Origin of the sequence: Streptomyces sp. CA-249302 (assembly GCF_050936785.1) — a bacterium.
Classification (GTDB): Bacteria; Actinomycetota; Actinomycetes; order Streptomycetales; family Streptomycetaceae; genus Streptomyces.
In genome coordinates this window covers 8,842,060-8,867,064 of sequence record NZ_JBNJMG010000001.1, presented here as the reverse complement: position 1 = coordinate 8,867,064, position 25,005 = coordinate 8,842,060, and the positions used below count along the sequence as shown (strand labels likewise).

Genomic DNA, 25,005 nt, shown 5'->3' with positions numbered 1-25,005 from the left:
CGATGCCCAGCGACGAAGGGGCACCGAGGCCCGCGGCAGCGACCGGGCCGACGCCGCCCGAAGCCACCACGGCGCCGACGTCCACCAGGAAGCCGCGCCGGACGGCGACACCGAAGGACCTGCGGGAGCGACGGGCGTCCCCACCGGAGACGGACGCCAACCCCGCACCGACGACCGGTAGTTGGCTCGACGGAGCCGATGCCGTGGGAGCGGCGGAGTCGGCCCTGCCGGACGAACCGGTGGAGCAGGAGGACGCGTCCGCCACCCTGCCCGTGCCCGACCGCGACATCCCCCGCCACAAGGTCGCCGTCCTCGGCGCCCACCTCGGCGGTTCCATGCTCGCCGCGATCCTCGCCCGGGCCGGCGTCGACGTCGTGCTCGTCGACTCGCGGCACGACTCCGAGATCCCCGCCGGTGAGACGACCGTGCCGTACACCGCCGAGGTCTTCGAGCTGCTCTCCCGCCGCTACGACGTCCCCGAGCTGGCCGCGCTGGGGCACTTCGGGCAGCTGCCCGAGCAGGTGCGCCGGACGTCCGGGCTCAAGTCGAGCATCGGTTTCGTCTACGCCCGCCCCGGCGCCCGCGTCCGCCCGCACCAGGTGCTTCAGTTCAACGTCCCGAGCGAGCACGGCGAGTCGCACCTGTACCGCCCGGACGTGGACGCCTGGGTGCACCGCGTCGCCGTCGGCCACGGCGCCCGGGTGCCCGTCAACCGTCCCGCACTGAGCGAAGTCCGGGGCGACGCGGGCGACTTCACCGTCGAGCTCACCGACGGCACCGCCGTCGCAGCCGAGTTCGTCGTCGACATGTCCGGCCCCGACGCCCCGATGCTGTCCCGCCTCGGCGCCGGCCCGGCCCTGCGCCCACTACGCCACTCCTCGCGCGTGCTCACCGCCCATCTGCGGGGTGTACGCCCGCTGGAGCGGCGCGTCGACCCGGGCACCGGGGGCTCGCCCTGGACGGGCGGCACGACCCAGGTCGTCTTTCCCGGCGGCTGGATCCAGCTCGTGCCGTTCGGCGAGGACCGCACCGGCGAGGGGGCCCTCACCAGCGTGTCGGTCAGCCTCGACACCAAGCTGTGGCCGCAGGGCTCGGCTTCCGCGGAGGAGGACTTCCAGCACCTGGTCGCCCAATTCCCCGACCTCGCCTGGCAGTTCGCGGACGCGACCGTGGTCCGCCCCTGGACGAGCGCGGAGGGCTGGCAGTACGCGGCCACCGCGACCACCGGCCCCGGCTTCCTCGTCCTCGACCGCTCCGCCGTCCGCTGCGACTTCACGCTCTCCCGTGACGTGACGCTCACCGCGGAGCTCGTCCACGCGGCGGCCGCCCACCTCATCGCGGCGCAGGAGGACGGCGACTGGTCCGAGGCCCGCTTCAGCGGCCTGGCATCCCTCCAGTCGTCCCTGGTCGAGCACAGCGAACGCCTGCTCGGCACCGCGCTCACGGCGACCACCGACTTCCGGCTCTGGAACGCCTTCTGCCGGGTGTGGCTGCTGCACTCGATGTTCGCCGCCCTCTCCCTGAAGCGGGCCCGCAACGACGCCCTGGCCAGCGCCGGGGTCCCGGGACAGTGGCGGGAGGTGGACCGACACCGGGGCGCCGGCCTGTGGTTCCCGGTGTACGCCGGGTTCGTCGCCCTGTTCGACGACACGGACCGCCTGCTGCGGCAGGTCGCCGACCAGCGGCTCGCGCCGGGCACCGCGGCCGAGCGGATCTTCGGCCAATTGCGGGACGCCTCGTTCGTACCGCCGCTGTTCGCCTTCGGCGACCCGACCGACCGCTACTACAACTTCACCCCGTTGAAGCGGATCAAGGTCCTGCTCTGGGCCAAACGCCGCGCCCCGTACGCGGTGCGCCGGGTCCTGACCCCGGCGCCACCGTCCTGCCCAGCGTCGAACGGTGACCCACCGACGCCGGACTCCCTGAAGGGCGGCAGGGAAGGAGCCGCCGTCCCGTGCTCCCCGGGCGAGGAGCGCGGGACGGCGGCTCGGCGCTGCCGTTCGCCATGCCGCGGCCGCCCGTCCGACTCCCCTTCGGCCGGGGGCTGTTCGGATCCGGCCAGACTCCCACCGGGGCGCGGGGGGTGGCTGGACACCGCGCGCGCGTATCGGAATGCTCCCTACCGGGGAGTCCTTGCATGTGGAATGCTGGTAACGTTGATTTCCACAGCCCATGAATTAACGACGGAGGGGGCAATGAGCAACGGAGCCGGAAGCCCCTGCCCGAACAGCACCGGCGTGCCGCGCGGCCCCGGGGCCCGTGCGAAGCGTGCCGCGCGCGGTGGTGGCCGGCGGCCGGGCCAGAGCGGCACCAGGGACCAGATCCTCACCGCCGCGCTCCAACTCTTCGCCGACAAGGGGTACTCGGGGACGACGATGCGCGGCATCGCCCAGCAGGCCCAGGTGGACCCGGCGCTCATCCACCACTTCTTCAACAACAAGGACGGCCTGTTCCAGGACGCGGTCTCCTCGCGGATCGACATGTCCGCCCTCTTCGACTCCCTCACGGACGACGAGGTGACGGCCGGGCTGAAGAACCGCGGCGAGTGGATCGCCCGTACCTTCCTGTCCTTCTGGGAGGACGAGTCGACGCGGCCCGCACTGGTCGCCGTATACCGCACGAGCCTGTCGGACGAGGCGACCGCCCGAACTTTCCGCGACCAGATCGAGTCGGCCTTCGAGGCCTGTCTGCGCCGGATCGTCCCCGAACACACCGAGGCCACACCGGCGTTCGCGTCCCTGGTCTCCGCCCAGCTCGCGGGCCTGGTGATGCTCCGCTACGTCCTCGCCGTGGAGCCCCTCGCCTCACTCGACTTCGAGGAACTCATGGAGTGGCTCGCCCCCGCCATCGAGGTCCACTTCGAGCGGGTGGCTCAGCGGTAGGGGACGGGGAACGGCGGGCGAGGCGGCGGCACCTCGAAGGAGGGCTCTCCTTTCCGCCGCGTCAACGCCCTTCCCGGCCTGCGCTTTCTCCCGCGCGCCGCCGCCCTCCGCCCGCGCCAGCAGGAACACGCCCCGCCCGGCGGCACAGGCGGCGGCGATTCCGGCCAGCGCATTCGGCGCGCCCGTCGGATACCGGTCGTCCAGCACCACGATCCCGATGACCGCGGCGAACACCGGGTTGACCAGCGTGACGGTGGCCAGTGGCGCCTCCAGGCCACCCCTGTAGGCGAGTTGACAGAGCATCAGCCCGGCTGGAGCAAGGAGGAGGGTGCCGGCGGCGACCAGGGCGGCGGAGCCGGTTCGCCCCAGGCCCTGCCCGGTCAGCTCCAGTACCGCTGTCTGGGCGAGCGCGGAGGCCGCGGCAAAGGCGACCCCGGCGGCGGCCGCGTAGGCCAGACTCGCCGTCGACGCCCACCGGACCGAGGCCGCGTCCGGCAGACTCGCGGCGGCCGCACGCCGGGCCGAGGCCACACCCGGCAGACTCACGGCAGCCGCACGCCGGAGCGAGGCCACACCCGGCAGACTCACGGCAGCCGCACGCCGGAGCGAGGCCACACCCGGCAGACTCACGGCAGCCGCACGCCGGAGCGAGGCCACGTCCGCCGGACTCGCGGCCTGCGCCCGCCGGGCCGCGGCCGCCAGCGCGACCGGCACCCCTAGCGCGACGGCCGTCAGGCTCAGCACGCCCGCCAGTTCGGGCCCGTCCAGCGGGCGGCCGGCCCCGGCCGCCGGGACCAGGATCAGCATTCCGACCACGCCGGCGACCGTCAGCGCCGTACCCGACCACTGCGCGGAGGTCATACGGCGTCCCAGCACGAGGGCCGACAGCAGCGGTGCCGCGACCAGGGTGAGCACGCCGAGCATCTGTACGGCGACCAGCGAGCCGTAGCGCAGGCCCGCGGTGTGCAGCAGTGCGCCCAGCGCGTTGAGCAGGACGGATATCCACCACGCGGCCGAGCGTCCGAGGGACCGGCCGCCCGCCCCGGCGGCCCGCACCGCCGCCACGCGCTGGGCGACGGCCGCGGCGGCGTACACCAGGGCCGAGCCCGCGCCGAGCGCCAGAACCGGAAACACGGTGTCCACGTCGTCCTTTCGCCCTGCGGGGCACGGCAGTTGGGAGAGAAGGCACCGGGCCGGGGTGCCGCGTCGACCGTGCGGTACCCCGGCCCGGAAGGGGTGGATCCGAGGCTCACGCTCCGCCCGGCACGTCCTGGACGTCCTCGGGGCGGATCCGCGGCAGGGCGAGCACCAGCAGGCAGGACAGGCCGAAGCAGCCGATCTGCCAGTAGACGACCTGCTCGAAGCTGTCGCCGAAGTTGGCCTTGCGCGCCTCGGGCAGAGCCTTGCCGAGGACCGCCGATTTCACCTGCTGCTTGACCTCCTGCGGCAGCGGGCTGCTCGCCATCTCCCGCTGGATCTTCGCGCAGCTGGCAGGTGTGTCGGTGAGGTCCTTCTGGTTCATCTTGTCGTGGAAGCAGGTCTGGAAGGCCGTGCTGATCTGCGTCTGCTGGGCCTCGGCGACGCCGGCCGCAGCGAGGTCGGAGCGCAGTTGCGGCACGGCCGAGGAGCTGGCCTCGTCGGCGTTGGTCCCGAGCAGCCCGTAGAAGAGGATGCCCGCGACCGCGATGCCGATGGCGATGCCCACCTGCTGGACGGTGGCGAGCATGCCGGACGCGGAACCGGCGTTGCTGGACCGGATACCGGCCAGGATGATGCCGGTGCACGGGGCGAGGAAGAACCCGCCGCCGAGGCCGGCCACCATCAGGGACGGGACCAGCTGGTAGCCGTGCAGGTCGGAGCCGGCCCAGTGCAAGGTGCCGATCACGCCGGCCATGCCGACCAGGAGCAGTCCGGTGCCCAGCGCGAGCGTCTTGGTGCCGAGCTTCTTGACCACCGCGGCCGAGCGCGCCGAGCCGACCGCGATGAGCGCGGCGAAGCCGAGGCTGACCAGACCGGCCGAGATCGGCGTGTAGTCGAAGCCGATCTGGAGGCTCATGAAGAACGTCATGAAGAAGGACGGGATGCCCGCGAAGAAGACGACGCTGATGATGAGCCCGACGGTGAACGACCGCTCCTTGAAGAGCCCGCTGGGCACGAGTGGTGAGCGGTCGACGAGTTTCGTGAGCTTGTTCTCGTAGACGAAGAACTCTGCCAGCAGCAGCGGACTGAGCACCAGCAGCACCAGGCTCCAGCCCGGCCAGTCGTGCTCACGGCCGATGACCAGCGGCAGGATCAGGCTGAACAGTCCGGCGGTGAGGATGACCGCGCCGGTCACGTCGAGCCGCTGCGCGCCCGGCGCCGAGGACTCGGGGATCTTCGCCATGCCCAGGCACAGGGCGATCAGACCGATGGGCAGGTTGACGTAGAAGATCGCCCGCCAGTCGGTGCTCAGGATGTCCAGGTCGATCAGCCAGCCGCCGAGGACCGGGCCGAGCACGGTGCCCAGGCCCACCGAAGCGCCGTACATGGCAAGGGCCTTGGGCCGCTCCTGGGTCGAGAAGGTGACCTGGATGATGGACAGGACCTGGGGGAACATCAGGCCCGAGCACATCCCCTGGAGGATCCGGGAGGCGATCAGGAAGGTCGAGTCGGGGGCCGCACCACAGAGCGCCGAGGCGATGGTGAAGCCCAGCATGCCGATCAGGAAGACCTTCTTGCGGCCGTGGATGTCACCGAGCCGGCCGCCGGTCACCAGGGTGCAGGCGAAGGCCAACGAGTAGACGGCGACGACCAGTTGGATCTCGGCGAAGGTCGCGCCGAGATCGCTCTGGAGCGACGGCAGGGCGACCATCGTGATGGTCGTGTCCAGCATCTGCATGAAGATCGCGGACAGGGTGACCGCGAGGATCACCCAGCGTGCCGGGTTGCCGGTGGCGGACGGTGCGGGCGCGGCGCCGGGCGGCGCGGCCGCCGGGATGCCGGTGTCGATGGATTCCATGTTTCCTCCCTGGGTCCACTGCCTGCCCGACAGCGCCCTCCAATATTTCACTCTCCAATGAAGTCTACGAGTACTGAATTCTTTGGCGCAACCGCCGCGACCGCGATCCGGACACCCACCGTCCGCCCAATGACACACAGCGCCACCACAGTTGGACCTGCGAGGACGCGCACGAAGAGCAACGGGCGGGCCCGCGCGGGGCGCTTGCGGGGCGCGAAGAATGCGGCGCGTCGAACGTCGTGGCGAAGGGTGAGCGGCGTCGAGGTCAACAGGCGCCGAACGGGAGGGGGTTCAGGAGGCGCCGCGCACCGGGGCGCCGTCGCGCACCGGGGCGCCGTCACGAGCCGGGGCGCCGTCACGAGCCGGGGCGCCGTCACGAGCCGGGGCGCCGTCACGAGCCGGGGCGCCGTCACGAGCCGGGGCGCCGTCACGAGCCGGGGCGCCCGCGAGATAGGAGGCGACCACGGGCGCGAGGGCGCTCACGAGTTCTTCACCACCGTCACCCTCCGCCAACTCCACCGGCAGCAGACCCATGTGACGGGACGTCATCACGCCGATGAACAGGCTGCTGATCAGCCACACGCGGACCTCGTCCGGGCCGCCGTCCGGAACCCCCTCGGACAGCAGGGACTGGCTCAAACGCTCCCTCGCCGCGGGCAGATCGGAGGCGGAGCGGAGCACTCCGAGGATGCGGCGGCGCTGCACCGGGTCGTTCCAGTCGGCGACGGCATGGCGCAGCAGCCACTCCGCCGCGCCCAGGTCACCCCGCTCCAGCGCCTCGCGGATCACCTCGGCCGGCCGTACCGTCTCCTCGACGACGGCGCGATAGAGCGCCTCCTTCGAGGCGAAGTAGTGCGTGACCAGCGCCGGATCACAGCCGGCGGCCGCGGCCACGGCACGCATCGAGGTGTTGCCGAAGCCGAGTTCCGCGAAGAGATCCGCCGCGGAGCGCATGATCGCGTGGCGGGTTCCGGATGAGCCTCTGGCCTTTGCCACGGCGGCACTTCCTCTCGATCCCGAGTCCCCCGTAGGACGCGCGACACTAATTCATGTTGGCGTGAAGTCTACGGTCAGTGATTTCTCAGGTCAAAGCTTCTCCGTGTCGGAGTGGTGACACCGCGTCAAAGCGCAGGCCAGAGCGGGGGCCGACGCCCGAGAGTGACCCGCGACTCAATTCAACGCCCATTGAAATCATCGGTTGTTGAGCTTACGCTCGCGGCGAGGCGCCGGGGACACACCCACCCTCGTCCGTGCGACACGCGCATTTCCGCCCAGGGAGAGGCACTTGCCGGTGACGTATCAAACAGAGCAGCTCGACCGGGTCGTCATTCGCTTCTCGGGCGACTCCGGCGACGGCATGCAACTGACAGGTGATCTGTTCACCTCGGAGACGGCGTCGTTCGGGAACGACCTGGCGACCCTGCCGAACTTCCCCGCCGAGATCCGAGCCCCCGCAGGCACCCTGCCGGGCGTCTCGTCCTTCCAGCTGCACTTCGCCGACCACGACATCCTGACCCCGGGCGACGCGCCGAACGTCCTGGTCGCCATGAATCCGGCGGCTCTCAAGGCCAACATCGGCGACCTGCCGCGCGGTGGTGAAGTCATCGTCAACACCGACGAGTTCACCCGGCGCGCGCTGCAGAAGGTCGGCTACGAGGCGTCCCCCTGGAGGACGGCTCCCTCGACGCCTACCGCGTGCACGCCGTCCCCCTCACGACGCTGACGGTCGAGGCGCTCAAGGGCTTCGAGCTGTCCCGCAAGGAGGCCGAGCGCAGCAAGAACATGTTCGCGCTGGGGCTGTTGAGCTGGATGTACCACCGGCCGACGGAGGGCACGGAGAGGTTCCTGCGGGCCAAGTTCGCCAAGAAACCGCAGATCGCCGAGGCGAACCTCGCCGCTTTCAGGGCGGGTTGGAACTTCGGCGAGACGACGGAGGACTTCGCGGTCTCGTACGAGGTCGCCCCGGCGACGACCGCCTTCCCGCCCGGCGTGTACCGCAACATCTCCGGCAACCTCGCCCTGGCGTACGGCCTGATCGCCGCCTCCCGCCAGGCCGACCTTCCCCTCTTCCTGGGCTCGTACCCGATCACCCCGGCCTCGGACATCCTTCACGAGCTCAGCAAGCACAAGAACTTCGGTGTACGGACCTTCCAGGCCGAGGACGAGATCGCCGCGGTGGGCGCCGCACTCGGCGCGGCCTTCGGCGGTTCGCTCGCGGTCACCACGACCTCGGGCCCTGGCGTCACCATCAAGCAGGAGACGATCGGGCTGGCCGTGTCGTTGGAGTTGCCGCTGCTCGTCATCGACATCCAGCGCGGCGGCCCCTCCACCGGTCTTCCCACCAAGACCGAGCAGGCCGACCTGCTGCTGGCGATGTACGGCCGCAACGGCGAGGCCCCGGTCCCGGTCGTCGCCCCGCGCACCTCCGCCGACTGCTTCGACGCGGCCCTGGAGGCGGCGCGCATCGCGCTGACGTACCGCACGCCCGTCTTCCTCCTCTCCGACGGCTATCTGGCGAACGGCTCCGAGCCCTGGCGAGTCCCGTCCGTCGACGACCTCCCGGACCTGACCGTGCAGTTCGCGCAGGGTCCGAACCACACCCTGGCCGACGGGACCGAGGTCTTCTGGCCCTACAAACGCGACCCGCGCACTCTGGCCCGCCCCTGGGCGGTCCCCGGCACCCCCGGCCTGGAACACCGCGTCGGCGGCATCGAGAAACAGGACGGCACCGGCAACATCTCCTACGACCCCGCCAACCACGACTTCATGGTCCGCACCCGGCAGGCCAAGATCGACGGCATCGACATACCGGACCTGGAGGTCGACGACCCTCATGGCGCCAACACCCTGGTTCTGGGCTGGGGTTCGACGTACGGACCGATCACGGCGGCGGTACGGCGGCTGCGCGCGGCCGGCGATTCCGTCGCGCAGGCCCATCTCCGGCACCTCAACCCGTTCCCGAGGAACCTCGGCAGCGTCCTGCGCTCCTACCGGCGCGTACTGATCCCCGAGATGAACCTCGGCCAGCTCGCCCGGCTGATCCGGGCCGAGTTCGCGATCGACGCCGAGTCGCACACCCAGGTCAACGGCATGCCGTTCAAGGCGGAACAGCTCGCGCAGGCCCTGAAGGAGGCCATCCATGCCCACTGAGGCAATCCCCCTGATACCGAGGAGCGAACTCGCCCTGACGGCAAAGGACTTCAAGTCCGACCAGGAAGTCCGCTGGTGCCCCGGCTGCGGTGACTACGCGATCCTGGCGGCCGTCCAGGGCTTCATGCCCGAACTCGGCCTGGCCAGGGAGAACATCGTCTTCGTCTCCGGCATCGGCTGCTCCTCCCGCTTCCCGTACTACATGAACACGTACGGCATGCACTCCATTCACGGCCGCGCCCCGGCGATCGCGACCGGACTCGCCTCCAGCAGGCGGGACTTGAGCGTCTGGGTGATCACGGGCGACGGCGACGCGCTGTCGATCGGCGGCAACCACCTCATCCACGCCCTGCGCCGCAACGTCAACCTGAAGATCCTCCTCTTCAACAACCGCATCTACGGCCTCACCAAAGGCCAGTACTCCCCGACCTCCGAGGTCGGCAAGATCACCAAGTCGACACCGATGGGCTCCCTGGACGCCCCCTTCAACCCGGTGTCCCTGGCCATCGGCGCGGAAGCATCCTTCGTCGCCCGCACCATCGACTCCGACCGCAAGCACCTCACGTCGGTCCTGCGGGAGGCGGCCGCCCACCGCGGCACGGCCCTGGTCGAGATCTACCAGAACTGCAACATCTTCAACGACGGCGCCTACGACGTCCTCAAGGACAAGCAGCAGGACCAGGTCATCCGCTTGGAGCACGGGCAGCCCATCCGTTTCGGCGGCTCCCGCGGTGTGGTCCGCGACCGGGCCACCGGCGATCTGAAGGTGGTCGACGTGACGCCGGACAACGAGTCGGACATCGTGATCCACGACGCCCACTCCCCCTCCCCCACCACCGCCTTCGCCCTCTCCCGCCTCGCCGATCCGCACACCCTGCACCACACCCCGATCGGCGTGTTCCGCTCCGTCGACCGGCCCGTCTACGACAGGCAGATGGCCGACCAGCTCGACACCGCGATCGAACAGAACGGGAAGGGCGACCTGGCCGTCCTCCTCGCCGGCAACGACACCTGGACCGTGGGGAGTTCCTCATGACGTACGTCATCGCCCAGCCCTGCGTCGACATCAAGGACAAGGCCTGTGTCGACGAGTGCCCCGTGGACTGCATCTACGAGGGGCCGCGCAAGATGTACATCAACCCGGAGGAGTGCGTCGACTGCGGCGCCTGCGAGCCGGTCTGCCCGGTCGAAGCGATCTTCTTCGAGGACGACGTCCCGCAGGAGTGGTCGGCGTTCCGGGCGGCGGACACCGAGTTCTTCGCCGAGCTGGGCTCCCCGGGCGGGGCGAGCGACCACGGTCCCGCCGACCAGGACCACCCCGTGGTCGCGGGGCAGCCCATGCCCACGAGCTGAGCCCCCCGGTTGGCCTGAGTGTCTCCGGCGCTCCGCCCTGACCTGTGCTTACTGTCGACACGTCAGTTTCCGCGGTGAGCAGGGAGACAGGACGTGCGGGTACGAGGGGTGCTTGTCGTCGTGGCCGTGCTGCTCGCCGCGCCGACGGTGACCGTACCCGCGCATGCGGCGCAGGCGAAGGAGCCGCTCCCGCTGGAGCGGCTCTTCGACAACACGGCCGTCAGCGCCGACTCCCTCCCGGCCTCGGCGGACTTCGACGGTTCCGGCGCCTCGCTGTCGGCGCGGGACCTGACGGCCGCGGGCTGGGTGCCGGGGCGGGCACTCACCGTCCAGGGCGCCCGGCTCACCTGGCCGCGCCGACAGCCGGGCGAGCCGGACAACGTCCGGGCCGACGGACAGTCCGTCCGCCTCGGCGGTCGCGGTGACGCACTCGCCTTCCTGGTGGCCGGCACGGGCGGCGCCGACGCGACGGGCACAGGCTCGGTGTCGTACCGGAACGGCAGTCGCTCGTCGTACCGGCTCACCGCGCCCGACTGGCGCACCGGTCCGCTCGCCACGAAGGCGGTGGCGCTGCCGCACGTCAACACGCCGACCGGCCAACTCGCCGAGCAGGCAAGGCTGTACGTCGTGACAGTGCCGCTGCTGGCCGAGCGCGAGGTCTCCTCGGTGCGGCTGCCGCGGGCGGCCGGGCTGCATGTGTTCGCGGTGGGGGTACGGGCGTCGGGCCGGGGCTGGAGCGGGAGTTGGGGCGTGTCGACTTCCGGGTATCCGGCCGCGGGGCCGTGGAGCGACCGGACCCTGCGGCTGGTGGTGCACACCTCGGTGGGCGGGGCGCGGGTGCGGCTGCGGTTCGAGAACACCTTCGCGGCGGCGCCGGTGCGGATCGGGAGCGCGACGGTGGCGGTGCAGCGGGCGGGGGCGACACCGTTGGAGGCGCCGGTGCCGGTGTCCTTCGGGGGCGTGGCGGGGGTCGAAGTCCCCGCGGGGGCGCAGGCGTTCAGTGATCCGCTGGACTTCCTCGTGCCCGGCGACGCCAATCTGCTGGTGAGTTTCCATCTGCCGGAGCCTGTGGCGGCGGCGCCCGTGCACCGGCTCGCGGTGCAGCGGTCGTATCTGAGCGAACCCGGCGACCACTCGGCGGACGGCTCCGCGACGGCGTATCCGACGGTCCTGACGAACTGGCCGTTGCTGACCGGTGTGGACGTGGCCGGCGGGCCGGGGTCCGTGGTGGCGCTCGGGGACTCGATCACCGACGGCGACCGGTCGACGACGGACGCCAACCGGCGCTGGCCCGATGTGCTGGCCGCCCGGCTGTCGGAGCAGGACGTGGTCCCGCGCTACGGGGTGCTGAACCAGGGGATCTCGGGCAACCGGGTGGTCTCCGACCGCTATCCCGGCGACGGGGTCTCGACGGACTCGGCCGGTGTGAGCGCCCTGCACCGGTTCGACCGGGACGTCCTCGCGCAGACCTCGGTCCGCAGCGTGATCGTCTTCGAGGGCATCAACGATCTGCTGGCAAATGCCACCGCCGGGCAGGTGACCGCGGGGCTGCGGGAGCTCGCGGACCGGGCACATGCGCGGGGGTTGCGCGTGCTGGCGGCGACGATCCTGCCCTGCGGGGGCCGGTCGGGCTGCACGGCCGAGGTGGACGTCGAGCGGAGCGCCGTCAACGACTGGCTCAGGTCAACCGGTGTGTTCGACGGCGTGCTGGACTTCGACGCGGTGATCCGCGACCCCGGCCTGCCGACGCGCATGCTGCCCGCGTACGACAGCGGGGACCATCTCCATCCGGGGGACGCGGGGCTGGCCGCGCTCGCCCGGTCCGTCGACCTGAGCCTGCTGTAGCCGGTCGGCCCGAATCTGCCCCAGGCGTCAGACGTCCAGGTCGACCACCACCGGCGCATGGTCCGACGCGCCCTTGCCCTTGCGCTCCTCCCGGTCCACGTACGCGTCGGTGACGGCCTTGCTGAAGGGCTCGTTGGCGTACACCAGGTCGATGCGCATGCCGCGGTTCTTGGGGAAGGCGAGCTGGCGGTAGTCCCAGTACGTGTACGGGTGGTCGTACTTGAGGGGCCGCGGGACCACGTCGGAGAGGCCGGCCTCGCGCAGGGCGGCCAGGGCGGCGCGCTCGGCCGGGGTGACATGGGTGAGGCCCTCGAAGGCGACCACGTCGAAGACGTCGTCGTCCGTCGGCGCCACGTTGTAGTCGCCCAGCACCGCGAAGGGGCGGCTGCCCTGCGCGTCACCGGCGACGGCCGCCTTCAGGGCCTCGAACCACCGGAGCTTGTAGGCGTAGTGGGGGTGGTCCACCTCACGGCCGTTCGGCACGTACACCGACCAGACGCGGACCGGGCCGCAGGTCGCCGAGATGGCCCGGGGCTCCTCGGCGCCGTCGTAGCCGGGATCGCCGGGCAGGCCCTTGACGACGTCCTCCAGGCCGAGCCGGGAGATGACCGCCACGCCGTTCCACCGGCCGGTCGCGTTCACCGCCGCCTCGTAACCCGCCGCGCGCAGCTCGTCGTACGGGAACTGCTCCTCGGCGAGCTTGGCCTCCTGGAGGCACAGCACGTCGGTGCCGCTGCTCTCCAGCCAGGCCAGGAGCCTGGGCAGGCGGGCGGTGATCGAGTTCACGTTCCAGGTCGCGATGCGCATGCCTCACAACCTACCGGGCAGGACTGACAACGCCGTCGCCCCGCCCGGTGCGCTCGGTCAGACCTCCGCGGAGTCGCCCGGGGTGAGCCGCAGGTGCTCGGAGCCGCCCAGGGCGCCGATCTGGCGGTCGTAGATGGGGCGGGCCAGGTCGGTGAGCAGGGCGTCGTGGATGTCGTACGCGCGTTGCGGCTTGACCTCGCGGACGTAGTCGATGACCTCGGAGATCTTGCTCCAGGGGGCCATGACGGGGAGCATCAGCGTCTCGACGGGGTGGTCGGGGACGGTGAGGGCGTCGCCGGGGTGGAAGAGCCTGCCGCCGTCGATCAGGTAGCCGACGTTGGTGATGCGCGGGATGTCCGGGTGGATGACGGCGTGCAGTTCGCCGTGGACCTGGACGTCGAAGCCGGCCGCGGTGAAGGTGTCGCCGTGGCCGACGGTGTGCACGCGGCCCGGGAAGGCGGCCGCGAGCTGCTCCGCCACGGAGGCGAGGGTCCAGATCTCCGCGGCCGGGTTCGCCTCCATGGCCGCCCGCAGCCGCTCCTCGCTGAAGTGGTCGGGGTGCTCGTGCGTGACGAGGATCGCGTCCGCGCCGGTCGCGGCGTCCTCCTCGCTGAACATGCCCGGGTCGAGGACGAGCGTCCGACCGTCCTTTTCGAGGCGTACGCACGAGTGGGACTTCTTCGTGAGCTTCATGGCTCCCATCCTGCCGCGTTCCGCACGCTCCGGGGCGGCTGAGCCTGGTGCTTCCGCCACCGGCCTGAAGATCACTCCTCGGGAGTGGTCTCCTCCCTTATGACCTGCTGCGCCACCTTGAACGCGCTGTTCGCCGCCGGTACGCCGCAGTAGACGGCCGCCTGTAGCAGCACTTCCTTGATCTCGACCGGGGTGAGGCCGTTACGCAGGGCGGCGCGCACGTGGAAGGCGAGCTCCTCCAGGTGGCCGCCCGCGACCAGGGCGGTGAGGGTGACGCAGCTGCGCGAGCGCCGGTCCAGGCCGGGCCGGTCCCAGATCTCGCCCCAGGCGTAGCGGGTGATGAACTCCTGGAAGTCCCCGGAGAACTCGTCGGCCTGCGCCAGCGCCCGGTCGACATGCGCGTCGCCGAGCACCTCGCGGCGGACCTTGATGCCGGCGTCGTAGGGGTCGGGCCGTCCGTTGGACTGCGGGGGCACCACGACCGCGGGGGCGATCTCGGCGATCGGCCCGGACTGCGGAGGCTGCTGGGGCGCGGCGGCCAGGACCGGCTTGACGGGCGCCGCCGGGATGGCGATCTGGCCGGTGGAGGACTCGACGTAGCCGGGCTGCCAGGCGGTGGAGAAGTGCCGTACCAGCAGTTCGGTGACGGCGGCGGGCTGCTCGACCGGCACCAGGTGGGAGGCGCCGGGGACGACGGCGAGGCGGGCGTCGGGGATCCCGGCGACCAGGGTGCGGGCCTCGGCGGGACCGGTGACCTTGTCGTCGGAGCCGACCAGGACGAGCGTAGGCACACCGACCCGGCCCAGCTCGGCCCGTACGTCGAACGCGGCCAGCGCCTCGCACGCGGTGATGTAGCAACCGGGGTCGGTGGTGCGCACCATCTGCACGGCCCAGTCGGTGATCGCGGGCTGCGTGGACGCGAAGCCGTTGGTGAACCAGCGGTCGGGGGAGGTACGGGCGATCGGGTCGAGCCCGTTCGTCCGCACGATCACCCCGCGCTGCCGGAACTCGTCCGCCGTCCCGAACCGGGGCGAGGCGGAGATCACCGCGAGCGAGGCGAGCCGCTCCGGGTGGCGCAGGGCGAGTTCGACGCCGATCGCGCCGCCGAGCGCACAGCCCGCGTAGCCGAAGCGCTGCACGCCGAAGGAGTCGAGGGTGGCCAGGAGTCGGGCGGTGAGTTCGGCGACCGAGCCCGCGGGGTACGCGGGTGCGCCGCCGTGTCCCGGCAGGTCGAACCGGAAGACGCGCCACTGCTTGATCAGCTCGGGCACCTGCCGGTCCCACATGTGCCATGTCGTACCCAGTGAGGGACCCAAGATCAGGACAGGTGCGTCTTCTGGCCCGTCAAAGCGGTATTGCAGGGTGTTCGTCGGTGTCTCACTCACGCCCTGCACGCTCTCACATCTCACGTTTTCGCACGCGTGGGGGTCGCAACCCCGTGCAAGCCGTCCCACACTGTGGCGACTCCGCGAAGATCCTCCGCACACGGCTTCACGTACCACTTCCGCCGCGGCCGGCACTACTCGCGGCTGCGCCTGCGTCCCTTGGGTCGGCGGGGGTAGGGGAAGAGCCGTGGGCGGCGTTTGGCCGCGACGTCCTCGATCCAGCCGAAGAGGACGATGGCCGTGCAGATCAGCGGGACGGCGAGGAACAGTGGGGTCCACTGACTCGACAGCAGCCACTGGGCGTGGGCGTAGAAGAAGGTGTTGCTCCACAGGGGGTCGATCAGGGGCTCGGTCAGGACCAGGGCGAAGGAGTGCCACAGGTAGACCGTGACCGCGCGGGAGTTGAGGAGGCTGATGACGCCGTTGAAGCGTTCCAGCGGCTTGGGCCACTGCTCCCAGGAGGGGCTCAGGTGGAGCAGGAGCAGCACCGCGCCGAACGACCAGATCGCCTGGGCGACCGGTACCGCCTCCAGGTCGTGGCCGATCCGGGGGTTGTCCACCGGTGACCGCAGCAGCCACCACAGGCCGAACATGAGTACCAGCGGCGCGAGGGACGGCACGACGTACTGCGGGATCCTGCGGAGCAGCCCCTCCTGGTGGGCCATGCCGAGCAGCCAGCAGGAGCCGAAGGTGGTGAAGTCGGTGGCGGCCTCCATCAGCCGCCCTGACTGGTCGACCAGTCCGGAGTTGATGAAGAACGCGAGCGCCAGCGGCACCAGGAGGGTGACCCAGGGCAGCTTCCGCATCGCCTTGAGCATCAGCGGCGAGAGCAGGACGTACCAGAGGTAGGCGCGCAGGTACCACAGCGGTACGGAGATCTGCTCGGCCCAGGAGGCGGGCAGATGTCCGCCGAAGGTGTGCAGCGAGGCCCCGAACGGCGGCTCGCTGAGCGGCAGCACCCAGAAGGCCATCTCGGCCCACCACCAGTGCGGGTGGTGGTTGTAGTGCGGGCCCCAGCCCTCCAGGATCATCAGCGGCACCACGACCGCGCCGAACAGCCACATCGGCGGCAGCAGTCGGCGCAGCCGGCCGCGGATCACGCTCAGCGCCGGTCTGTTGAGGGATCGCGCCATCAGGGACCCCGCCAGCGCGAACATGACGCCCATGGAGGGGAAGACGATCGGCAGCCAGGTCCAGCTGAAGTTGTGGTAGATCACCACGCGGACCAGGGCGAGCGCCCGCAGCAGGTCGAGGTAGCGGTCGCGGCCGGGCTTGCGGGCGGGCGCCGGAGCCTCCTCCTCCGGCTCCGGGTCGCGCGGCTCGGTGAACACGCTGGGGACCAGCACCCGCAGGGCCATGGTCTCGGACGGATCCTGGACGCCGCGGGCAGCCCGTTCCGACGTACTCATGAAGACATCTCCCCCGTTGCGACGTCGAGCCCCACCTCGCCGGTGCGCTTCAGCTTCTGCCAGCGCAGCCGGCCCCCGGTCATCGCGGTGATGGCGGACTGCATCAGCACCATGTACATGAGCACCCGGTAGACCACCTGCTGGGCCGGGAGCGTGATCAGGTGCCATGCCTTCTCCCGGTCCAGGTGGAAGGACCACCAGGCGCAGACGGCCTGAAGGGCCATCACCGCGAACCAGGCCGCGAGGGTCTTGTACGCGTCGACGAAGACCACGCCGTAGACCATGCCGATGTCGAAGGCGGGTGCGAGCAGCGGGGTGACCACCATGAACAGGGCGACGAACGGCAGCCCCACCCGGCCGAAGTGGCCGGCCGGGCCGCGCTCCAGCACCGCGTGCCGGTGCTTCCACATCGCCTGCATGGTGCCGTAGCTCCAGCGGTACCGCTGCGACCACAGCTGCTTCATGCTGACCGGCGCCTCGGTCCAGGCGCGGGCGTCCTCGGCGTAGACGACCTTCCAGCCGGCCCGGTGCAGGGCCATGGTCACGTCGGTGTCCTCGGCGAGGGTGTCGTCGCTCATGCCTCCCGCCTGCTGAAGCGCGTCCCGGCGGAAGGCGCCGATGGCGCCGGGGATGGTCGGCATGCAGTCGAGTACGTCGTACATCCGGCGGTCGAGGTTGAAGCCCATCACGTACTCGAGGTGCTGCCAGGCGCCGATCAGTGTGTCGCGGTTGCCGACCTTGGCGTTGCCGGCCACCGCGCCGACGCGCGGGTCGGCGAAGGGCTGCACCAGTTCCCGGACGGTGGCGGGTTCGAAGACCGTGTCGCCGTCCATCATGACGATGAGGGCGTGCGAGGCGGCGGCCACACCGGTGTTGAGGGCGGCGGGCTTTCCGCTGTTGCGCTGGCGGATCAGCCGCACCATCGGCAGGTCGAGCTCCTCCACGATGGCGGCCGTGTCGTCGCTCGATCCGTCGTCGACCACGATCACCTCGATGGGGTGGTCGCTTCTGGCCAGGGAGAGCAGGGTGTTGGTGATGCACTCCTGCTCGTTGTACGCGGGCACCACCACGGTGACCGGTTCGGTGACGGGAGCGCCCCAGGAGAAGCCCTTCTTACGCACGCGCCGCACATGGATGGAGGAGAGCACCAGCATCAGTGCGAACCGTGCCATGACCAGCACGCCGACGACCGCGAGCAGGCCGACCAGCCAGGGCATCAGTCCCACCGAGAAGGTGGTGCACCACAGGAACGCCGTGCCGAGCCACAGGCTGTAGCCGCTGACCTTGGTGTTGGCGGATCCGGAGCCGATCGCCTCGCCGGTGGTCCTGAAGGTGTAGCCCTGGGCCTTGAGCTTGTCGATGATGACCGGCAGCGCGGCCAGCGTCTGCGAGCGGTTGCCGCCCGCGTCGTGCAGCAGGATCATCTCGCCCTGGCCCGGGAGGTCGGGCATGGCGGCCTTGACGATGGAGTCGACGCCGGGGCGCTTCCAGTCGTCGGTGTCCTTGTTGATGAAGGCGGTCAGGTACCCCTCCGCCCCGGCCTGCTTGGTCACCGGCCAGGACCAGTCGTCGAGCGCGTCCGCGGTGGAGGAGTAGGGCGGGCGGAACAGGCTGGAGTGGATGCCCGCGACACCGGCCAGCGCGAGCTGGGTCTCACCCAGCTCCCAGGTCAACCGGGAGCCGGAGTGCAGCGCGAGGTCGGGGTGGGTGAAGGTGTGCACCCCGATCTCGTGGCCGTCGGCCACGATCCGGCGGATCAGCGCCGGGTTGCGGGTGACCATCGAACCGGTGACGAAGAAGTCCGCGCGGACGTCCTTCTCCCTCAGTATTTCGAGGATCTTCGGCGTCCACTGGGGGGACGGCCCGTCGTCGAAGGAGAGCACGACCGTCTTGTCCGGGATCGTGTAGCTGACGGGCTTGCTGTTCTTGTCGCCTCGCGCGTCGACGACCGGGCCGCCCTCCAGCACGCTGGTGGGGACGGTGTTCTTGTCCACCGAGACGGCGATGCGCTCGTCATGGAAGACCTCGTTGTTCGCCATGCCCCGGAGCACCATCAGCGCGAGCAGGGTGGCCAGCACGGTGACCGGCAGGAAGAAACGCAGAGGGGGCGCGGCGAGTCGGCGCGGCCGCGCGAGGGACTGCCGTGAACGGTGACGGCGGGAGCGGGACATGGACTTCCTGGTTGTTCGCGTCTGGCTACTGCGCGGCGGCGGTCACGGGGCTCGACGCCGCCGTGCCGTCCGTCGGCGTCGCGATGACCGACGCGGTGGCGTCGGGGCTGGCCGTGGTGGTGTCGGGGTCGGCCGTGGCGGTGCTGTCGGCGGACCCGGCGACGCCGGGAGCCGCGGGCACCGGCGCGTTCAGGTACTGGCTGGGCGGTGTGGTGTCCGCACTGCCCGGGACACGGAGCGCGGGCGCCTGCGACTGGGTTCCGACCAGGCCGGAGATCATCGCCACCACGAACCCGGTACAGACGACGCCGACCAGCCAGCCGAGACCGCGCAGACGGCGGCCTCGCTGACCGGTCTGGTCCACAAAGACGGGAGCCGGCTCGACCTCCGTGGAGGTACTGGTCATCGGAAGCCTCGAGCCTTCCTCATGGGACAACTGCCGGTTCGGCGCCGCCGAAAGCAGTAAGTGGTGCGGAAAACCAATAAATGCGGCAGGTGAGAGACATGATCCGACCCGCCCCGATCATCCGTAGAGTAATATGCAGATTCCGTGAATGTCACGCGGGTCCCGTGGAAGTCGGCGACTCGGCTTCTTCCTGCCCGATGGGACCTGACGCATGGTCATACCCCGCCGTCGCAGCCGCCTTTCGGTCGCCGCGGCCCTCATGACCGCCGTCGCCTTCCTGGTGGGATCCTGCGGCGGAGCGGGAAGTGCGGGCAGCGCCACGGCGGACACGGCAACCGCCCCGGCCGCGCGCTTCAAGGTCTCGTCCATGCTCAAGCCGTCCGGCCGCGCACTGGGCGTAGTCGACGACAAGACCCCCTGGCAGTACGGAATCGTCACGAAGTTCACCGAAGAGGCGGGCCGGGCGCCCGACATCCGCGAGTACTACGGCAACTGGGGCGACGACTTCGACACGGAGGGCAACGCCTTCCTGTGGCAGCACGACCGGCTGCCCATGATGGCGCTGGTGCCCTCGGACACTCCGCTCGCCGACATCGCCGCGGGCAAGGACGACGCCTACATCCGCCGTCTCGCCAAACAGATCGCCGCCTACGACGGACCGCTGGTCCTCTCCTTCGCCGGTGAGATGAACGGCCCGTGGAACTCCTGGGGCCCCGAGCACGCCAAGCCCGCCGACTTCGTCGCGGCCTGGCGGCACATGCACGACATGTTCACCGCCCAGGGCGTCACCAACGTGATCTGGACCTGGACTCCGCACGTGATCGACTCGGGCACCACCGCGAAACTGCGGCCTTACTACCCGGGCAACTCGTACGTCGACTGGGTCGGCCTCATCGGCTACTACGGCCCCCTCGACGGTGTCGCGTTCTCCAGCCTGTTCACCCCGACCCTGCGCCGGATCGCGGAGTTCTCCGACAAACCGGCACTGATCGCGGAGACCGGGGTGGCGCAGAGCAAGAGCAAGGAGGCGCACATCCGTGACCTGTTCCAAGGCGCCGCCAAGGCCGGTGTCATCGGGATCGTCTGGTACGACCAGCGCAAGGACTGGCCGGGCAGCAAACAGCTGATGGACTGGCGGATCAGCTCCTCGCTGGGTGCGCTGGCCGCGTTCAAGGTGGAGTCGTCCCGGAGCGGCTTCGGCCACTCGTTCAAGGACGGTTGATCCCGCGTCATCGTGGGAGTTCGGGCCGCGGCCCGCGACAGACAGCACTTATCGGGGCGCATCATCGCGGCTGACGCCTGCGGCTGCCCGAACAGAAGAGAGCACGGAGATGACGACGGAATCGTCGCCGGGACAGGGCGCTCCGCAGGAAGAGCCCGGCTGGGCGTTCCGGCCCCGTGAGTCGGCCGCCCGGCCGCAGCCGTACGGGGACCGGCGGCGGCAGGCGGAGGCCGACACGTCGGCGGACGGTCGGTCGTCCGCAGGGCAGGGCCGGCGCCGCCCCGCCTCCGGCCCCCGGTTCGACGCCACCATGCCGCTACGGGTCCCCGAGCCCCGCTCCGACGCCCACGAGGCAATACGCGGGCCGGGTGACCGAATACCCCCGTACACCCGGCCCGGCGCCGACCCCGCGGACCAGGAGCGTCGGCACCGCTCGGCAGCGGCCCCAGACCTCGGACGGGAGTTCCCCCCTTCCCCCGGGCCGGTCGCCGCGCAGCCTGCCACGGGCAGGCGCGGACAAAGGCCCGGGAAGGCCAGGCAGACAGGCCGGATCGCGCTCGTTCTCGCCGTCCTCGCCGCCGCAGGCGGCTCCGCCGCGGTCCTGCTCAAGCAGCAGGAGGCCGCCGCGGTCGCTTCGAAGAACCTGACGCAGGTGTGGCAGACACCGGCGCCCGCCCGCGACGACACGCTCATCGGCAGCTGGCTCACCCAAAAGCTGCTCGTCGTGGCCGGCACACGGGGCGGCCTGCGGGCCTACGACATCAGCGACGGCACACGGCTGTGGAGCACCGTCTCCTCCGCGGCCGCCGCCAAGCGCGGCACGGTCCCCTGCGCGATGTCGCCGACGCTGAGCGCGAAGGGCGTCGGCACGGTCGCCTTCGGCAAGGACGGCAGCACCTGCACCTGGCTGGCCGGCGTCAAGGCGTCCACCGGGAAGATCCTCTGGTCCATGCCGTTGACCAACACCAAGCACCCGTCGACAGTGACCGCTTCGACCTATGTGCAGGGCGACGTCGCCACGATCGTCAGCGACAACTTCCTCGGCGGCGTGAACATCCGTACCGGCAGCCGCGTCTGGGGCTACAAGCCCCGCGGCCGCTACTGCAACGCCTACGGCTGGGGCACCGATGGCACCGTGCTGGTGGACGACTACTGCCTCGACAAGAAGACCAAGTTCACCCTCACCGCGTACGACGCGAAGACCGGGAAGGTGATCTGGCGGAAGGCCGAGAGCGCCCACTCGGACGTCACACACATCCTGTCCGGCTCACCGCTGGTAGCCGCCGTCCACACGGCCCGCCAGGATGCCGTGCGGGTCCTCGACGCCCATGGCAACGGCCGCAAGCTGGCCGTCGGCGACGACGAGCTCACCAGCGGCAACACCTCCGAGGCCGACCACTCCGCCCGGCTCTACGGCACCGTCCTGGCCACCCCGGCCACGACCGCCGGCCGCACCGCCGTCGACGGCTTCGACACCACCACCGGCGCCAAGCTCTGGACCCACCCGTCCACCGCGCTCGCCGTCCCGCCGTCCGACGGACACAAGACGGTGTACGCCGTCACCACCTCCGGCACCCCGCAGCTCATCACCATCGACCGACGCACAGGACACACCACTCCGGTCGCGGGCTTGCCGAGGGGGAGCGGGGCATGGAACTTCACTGCCGGGACGGTATACGTCACGCCGAACGGCGGCGTACTGGAACTCAGCTCCCTCGGTTCCAACGGCGGCGTGCGCTTCTACCACTAGTCGATGATCGGGGCGCGACGGCACACGGAGTGCGTGGCGCCCACCGGCGCACCGCGTTACCCCGCAGGAATACGAAACTCGAATTCGGGACGGTCCCACGGCACGGCGGGCGGGTTCGCGAACGCGGTCCCGGTCCGCACCGCACCGACGCGGTGGTAGAAGTCCTCGGCGGGAAGGTGCGACACGACCTTGAGACGGTCGATCCCGGCGGCACGGGCCTCGGACTGCATGTGCGCGACGAGCAGCCGTCCAATGCCCCGTCCCTGCACGTCGTCGGCGACGAACAACAGGTCGAGCTCCGGCGGAGCGAGGACGAGCGAGTAGAACCCGAGTACCCGGCCTCCCTGCTCGCCTGTGCCGACGGCCACAAAGGTGCGGTGGGCCTCGATGTAATCAGGACCGACTCGGTAGCCGGCGACTGCGGATGCGTACTTGCCCTCGTAGGCGCCCGACCCACGCACGAGCCGCGTGAGCCGTTTGGCATCCCGCGCGACGGCCCTCCGTATCGTGATCGGCTGGCTGGTCGAGGAGGTGCGTGAATTCACCGGGCGAGTATTTCGCACCGGGGAGTGCCATCGTGCGGCGGGTCGGCTGCTCTCGCAGGCGTTCCTGCACGGCTCCCTGAGCTCATGGTGTCGCTGGAAAGACCGCGGTCGTATCGGTGGGCGCGTCGGTCTGTCCCCAGTGCCTGGCGCTGGACGGGTCGACGACACGGCCGGCTACGCGTTCCGGACTGTCGTCGGCGGGTGACCAGCCCTGGACGCCGACGTACTCACGTGCCGCACCGACTCTGCCGCACAGCCCATGTCGTCACCGCCTCACTCCTCCGCGTCCCCGGCGGCGACTCTGTCCGCGGTCTCAGAGGTCGTTCGGGGTGCCCAGGCCGGTGAGGGCGCCCACCGGGTCCAGGTCGGGGGTGCCGCGTGGCCACCAGTCGTCGTGGCCCGGTTCCGACTCGTAGGCGTACCAGAGGCCGTCGCGGCCGAAGCGGAGCTGGACGTGGCCGCGGGGGTGGGTGAGGTGGTTGCGGCGGGGTCGGAAGGCGGGCAGGTCGGCGGCGAGGAGCAGGGGGCGGGCCCGGTCGAAGCGGCCGGCCGGCGGGTCCCAGGGCTCTTCCAGTACCGCGAGCCCTTCCAGGCCGCCCTGCCGCCACGCGGCGACCGCGCGTGCCAGCTCGGACGGGGTGCGGTCGGCGGCGGAGGCCAGCGAGGCGTAGAGCGCGCGGGTGCCGGCGGTGAGGCCGGAACCGGGGCGGGCGGCAGCGAGCCGGACCGCGTCCTGCCACAGCGTCAGCTCGCCGACCGGGTCACGGCCGGTGATGAGCAGGGCGTGGGCGCGGGCGGCGGCGTCGGTGGCCAGCTGGTCCAACGCGAAGGGGTCGGGGCCGCCCGGTGCGGCCGGGTAGGCCGGAGGCTGCCCGGGGTGCGGAGGCGCGGGCAATGGCGGTGGTAGGGGCGGGAGTCGGCGGGACGCGAGGGCTTCGGCGGCGCGTACGCCGGGCAGCGGGGCGGGCTCCCGCTCCTGCGCGGCGCGGGCCGCCCGGGCGGCGTTGAGCCGGGAGAGGGCGTCCAGCAACTCGCGTTCACCGCGGCCGCGGAGGAGCAGCAGTACGAAGGGGTCGGCGTCGAGGAGCCTGGCCGTCTGGTAGCAGAGGGCTGCGGCGTGCTTGCAGGGGTGACCGCGGTCGGGACAACTGCACTGCGGGACGAGGTCACGCGGGTCCGGCAGCAGCGGCACCCCGCAGTCGGCGAGCGAATGCGGCAACTCCCGGTCCAGCAACGCGGCGATATGCCCCGGCCGCTCGACGGCGACGTCCAGGAACCGCGCCCAGTCGGAGTCCTCCAGCGTCCGAAGCCGCACCTGGACGCGGTAGGGGCGGGGGCGGCTCCCCTGCACGTAGGCGAGCACGACACCGGGGGTCACGGTGATGGCGTCCACGTGCCCCTGCTCGGCATAACTCCGGCCGCGGGCAAGGCGCTTGGGATCCAGGGCCCCTTGTTCCAGTGCGGTGATCCAGGCGTTTCCCCACCAGGTTTCCGCGAATTGGGGGGAGGCCGGGGGTTCGGAGGCGGGCGTTGTGGGGTTGGCAGGGGTGGTGGGAGAGGTGGGAGAGGTGCGGGCGGTACGGGACGAGAACGCCGGGAAGGTGCGGCGCAGTTCTCCGTCGCGGGAGGGGGCGGCCATGGAGTGAGGGACGCGTGGGAGGTCCTCGGCAGGTACGAGGCTGTCCTCCGCCCAGTCGTTCGAAGCGGAGGCCGATCCATGCGAAATCCCCTGCGTCGCCGAGTCGGTGTCGTCGTCGACCCCCTCGCCGGGCTCGTCCGTCCCCGGGGGCAACCGAAACGCATCCGCCAGCAATTCGCGCAGCTCACGGGCGCGCCCTCCGGCCTCCCGACCCCGCACACCACCACGCGCCCGCCGACGTTCCGCTCCGGCCCGCCCCGCCCCACGCCGACCCTCGACGTCCGCCGCCCCGCCACCGGCCGCCTCCTGCCCCGCCGCCCCGCCACCGGCCGCCTCCTGCCCCGCCGCCCCGCCACCGGCCGCCTCCTGCCCCGCCGCCCCACGCGCGGCCCGCAACGCCTCCCGCGCGGCATCCCCAGGACGCGAGTCGGCCGCGGCGCGCGCCCGCTCCGACCCCACGCCAGAGTCGCCGGGCGATTCGTCCCGCCCCGAGTCAGCCGTGGGGTCACCGGAGACCACGCCACGCCTCGCGGACAACGCCTGCCTCAGCGCCGCCCGAGCGGCATCAGCGGGCCGCGCCTCACGCCGCTGGGGCTCCGCAGCACCCCGCGCCGACGCCGCGGACTCCCGCTCCGACACCACGGGCTCCCCCGAAGCCGACTCAGGTCCTGCCGAGGCCGACTCCCGTCCCGCCCATGCCGACTCCCGTCCCACCGAAGCCGTTTGCTCCCCTCCCGACACCGACACCCG

17 protein-coding genes and 1 pseudogene are annotated in these 25,005 nt (G+C 71.2%); 7 read left to right on the top strand and 11 right to left on the bottom strand.

What is annotated here, in order from left to right; genetic code table 11:
- The first annotated feature begins 2 nt into the window (after nucleotides 1-2).
- A complete protein-coding gene (locus ACQEWB_RS39955) occupies nucleotides 3-2,882 on the top strand; it encodes a TetR family transcriptional regulator (protein ID WP_432840064.1) in 2,880 nt (959 codons plus the stop codon).
- Here ACQEWB_RS39955 and ACQEWB_RS39950 read toward each other — a convergent pair.
- The 3 genes from ACQEWB_RS39950 to ACQEWB_RS39940 all read right to left on the bottom strand — a co-directional run bounded on the left by ACQEWB_RS39950 (nucleotide 2,805) and on the right by ACQEWB_RS39940 (nucleotide 6,876).
- Complete coding sequence (locus ACQEWB_RS39950) at nucleotides 2,805-4,025, bottom strand: EamA family transporter (protein ID WP_432840062.1); 1,221 nt, start codon at nucleotides 4,023-4,025, stop codon at nucleotides 2,805-2,807. The two genes, ACQEWB_RS39955 and ACQEWB_RS39950, sit on opposite strands and share 78 nt — an antisense overlap.
- 106 nt (nucleotides 4,026-4,131) lie before the next feature.
- Nucleotides 4,132-5,880: an MFS transporter gene (locus ACQEWB_RS39945; protein WP_432840060.1), complete on the bottom strand. Its 1,749-nt coding sequence runs from the start codon at nucleotides 5,878-5,880 to the stop codon at nucleotides 4,132-4,134.
- Nucleotides 5,881-6,171: 291 nt separating this feature from the next.
- The gene (locus tag ACQEWB_RS39940; protein ID WP_432840058.1) at nucleotides 6,172-6,876 is read right to left on the bottom strand and encodes a TetR/AcrR family transcriptional regulator; all 705 of its coding nucleotides are present in this window, start codon (nucleotides 6,874-6,876) and stop codon (nucleotides 6,172-6,174) included.
- Nucleotides 6,877-7,165: 289 nt separating this feature from the next.
- On the opposite strand from ACQEWB_RS39940, the pseudogene ACQEWB_RS39935 reads away from it, so the two are divergent.
- The 4 genes and pseudogenes from ACQEWB_RS39935 to ACQEWB_RS39920 all read left to right on the top strand — a co-directional run bounded on the left by ACQEWB_RS39935 (nucleotide 7,166) and on the right by ACQEWB_RS39920 (nucleotide 12,228).
- A pseudogene (locus tag ACQEWB_RS39935) lies at nucleotides 7,166-9,030 on the top strand (2-oxoacid:acceptor oxidoreductase subunit alpha).
- A complete protein-coding gene (locus tag ACQEWB_RS39930) occupies nucleotides 9,020-10,066 on the top strand; it encodes a 2-oxoacid:ferredoxin oxidoreductase subunit beta (protein WP_432840056.1) in 1,047 nt (348 codons plus the stop codon). The pseudogene ACQEWB_RS39935 and the gene ACQEWB_RS39930 overlap by 11 nt, the downstream one beginning before the upstream one ends.
- The gene (gene fdxA / locus ACQEWB_RS39925; RefSeq protein WP_432840054.1) at nucleotides 10,063-10,383 is read left to right on the top strand and encodes a ferredoxin; all 321 of its coding nucleotides are present in this window, start codon (nucleotides 10,063-10,065) and stop codon (nucleotides 10,381-10,383) included. The genes ACQEWB_RS39930 and fdxA overlap by 4 nt, the downstream gene beginning before the upstream one ends.
- 93 nt (nucleotides 10,384-10,476) lie before the next feature.
- On the top strand, nucleotides 10,477-12,228 hold the full coding sequence (locus tag ACQEWB_RS39920) for an SGNH/GDSL hydrolase family protein (RefSeq protein WP_432840052.1): 1,752 nt from the start codon (nucleotides 10,477-10,479) through the stop codon (nucleotides 12,226-12,228).
- 27 nt (nucleotides 12,229-12,255) lie between these two features.
- Here the strand turns inward: ACQEWB_RS39920 and ACQEWB_RS39915 are convergent, their stop codons facing one another.
- The 6 genes from ACQEWB_RS39915 to ACQEWB_RS39890 form a co-directional block, all read right to left on the bottom strand.
- A complete protein-coding gene (locus tag ACQEWB_RS39915) occupies nucleotides 12,256-13,035 on the bottom strand; it encodes an exodeoxyribonuclease III (protein WP_432840050.1) in 780 nt (259 codons plus the stop codon).
- Nucleotides 13,036-13,092: 57 nt separating this feature from the next.
- Nucleotides 13,093-13,728, bottom strand: a complete 636-nt coding sequence (locus tag ACQEWB_RS39910; protein ID WP_432840048.1) for an MBL fold metallo-hydrolase — start codon at nucleotides 13,726-13,728, stop codon at nucleotides 13,093-13,095.
- 71 nt (nucleotides 13,729-13,799) lie between these two features.
- Nucleotides 13,800-15,113, bottom strand: a complete 1,314-nt coding sequence (pcaC, locus tag ACQEWB_RS39905) for a 4-carboxymuconolactone decarboxylase (protein WP_432840046.1) — start codon at nucleotides 15,111-15,113, stop codon at nucleotides 13,800-13,802.
- 134 nt (nucleotides 15,114-15,247) lie between these two features.
- The gene (locus tag ACQEWB_RS39900) at nucleotides 15,248-16,522 is read right to left on the bottom strand and encodes an acyltransferase family protein (RefSeq protein ID WP_432840044.1); all 1,275 of its coding nucleotides are present in this window, start codon (nucleotides 16,520-16,522) and stop codon (nucleotides 15,248-15,250) included.
- Complete coding sequence (locus ACQEWB_RS39895) at nucleotides 16,519-18,693, bottom strand: glycosyltransferase (protein WP_432840042.1); 2,175 nt, start codon at nucleotides 18,691-18,693, stop codon at nucleotides 16,519-16,521. The genes ACQEWB_RS39900 and ACQEWB_RS39895 overlap by 4 nt, the downstream gene beginning before the upstream one ends.
- 25 nt (nucleotides 18,694-18,718) lie before the next feature.
- A complete protein-coding gene (locus ACQEWB_RS39890; RefSeq protein WP_432840040.1) occupies nucleotides 18,719-19,099 on the bottom strand; it encodes a hypothetical protein in 381 nt (126 codons plus the stop codon).
- A gap of 211 nt (nucleotides 19,100-19,310) precedes the next feature.
- Here ACQEWB_RS39890 and ACQEWB_RS39885 point away from each other — a divergent pair, with 211 nt between their 5' ends.
- Both ACQEWB_RS39885 and ACQEWB_RS39880 read left to right on the top strand, forming a co-directional pair.
- Complete coding sequence (locus ACQEWB_RS39885) at nucleotides 19,311-20,321, top strand: glycoside hydrolase family 26 protein (RefSeq protein WP_432840038.1); 1,011 nt, start codon at nucleotides 19,311-19,313, stop codon at nucleotides 20,319-20,321.
- Between the two features lie 109 nt (nucleotides 20,322-20,430).
- A complete protein-coding gene (locus ACQEWB_RS39880) occupies nucleotides 20,431-22,071 on the top strand; it encodes a PQQ-binding-like beta-propeller repeat protein (protein ID WP_432840036.1) in 1,641 nt (546 codons plus the stop codon).
- Nucleotides 22,072-22,127: 56 nt separating this feature from the next.
- Here ACQEWB_RS39880 and ACQEWB_RS39875 read toward each other — a convergent pair whose 3' ends face one another.
- Both ACQEWB_RS39875 and ACQEWB_RS39870 read right to left on the bottom strand, forming a co-directional pair.
- Nucleotides 22,128-22,616: a GNAT family N-acetyltransferase gene (locus ACQEWB_RS39875; RefSeq protein ID WP_432840034.1), complete on the bottom strand. Its 489-nt coding sequence runs from the start codon at nucleotides 22,614-22,616 to the stop codon at nucleotides 22,128-22,130.
- Between the two features lie 313 nt (nucleotides 22,617-22,929).
- The gene (locus tag ACQEWB_RS39870; protein WP_432840032.1) at nucleotides 22,930-24,714 is read right to left on the bottom strand and encodes an SWIM zinc finger family protein; all 1,785 of its coding nucleotides are present in this window, start codon (nucleotides 24,712-24,714) and stop codon (nucleotides 22,930-22,932) included.
- Between the last annotated feature and the right edge of the window lie 291 nt (nucleotides 24,715-25,005).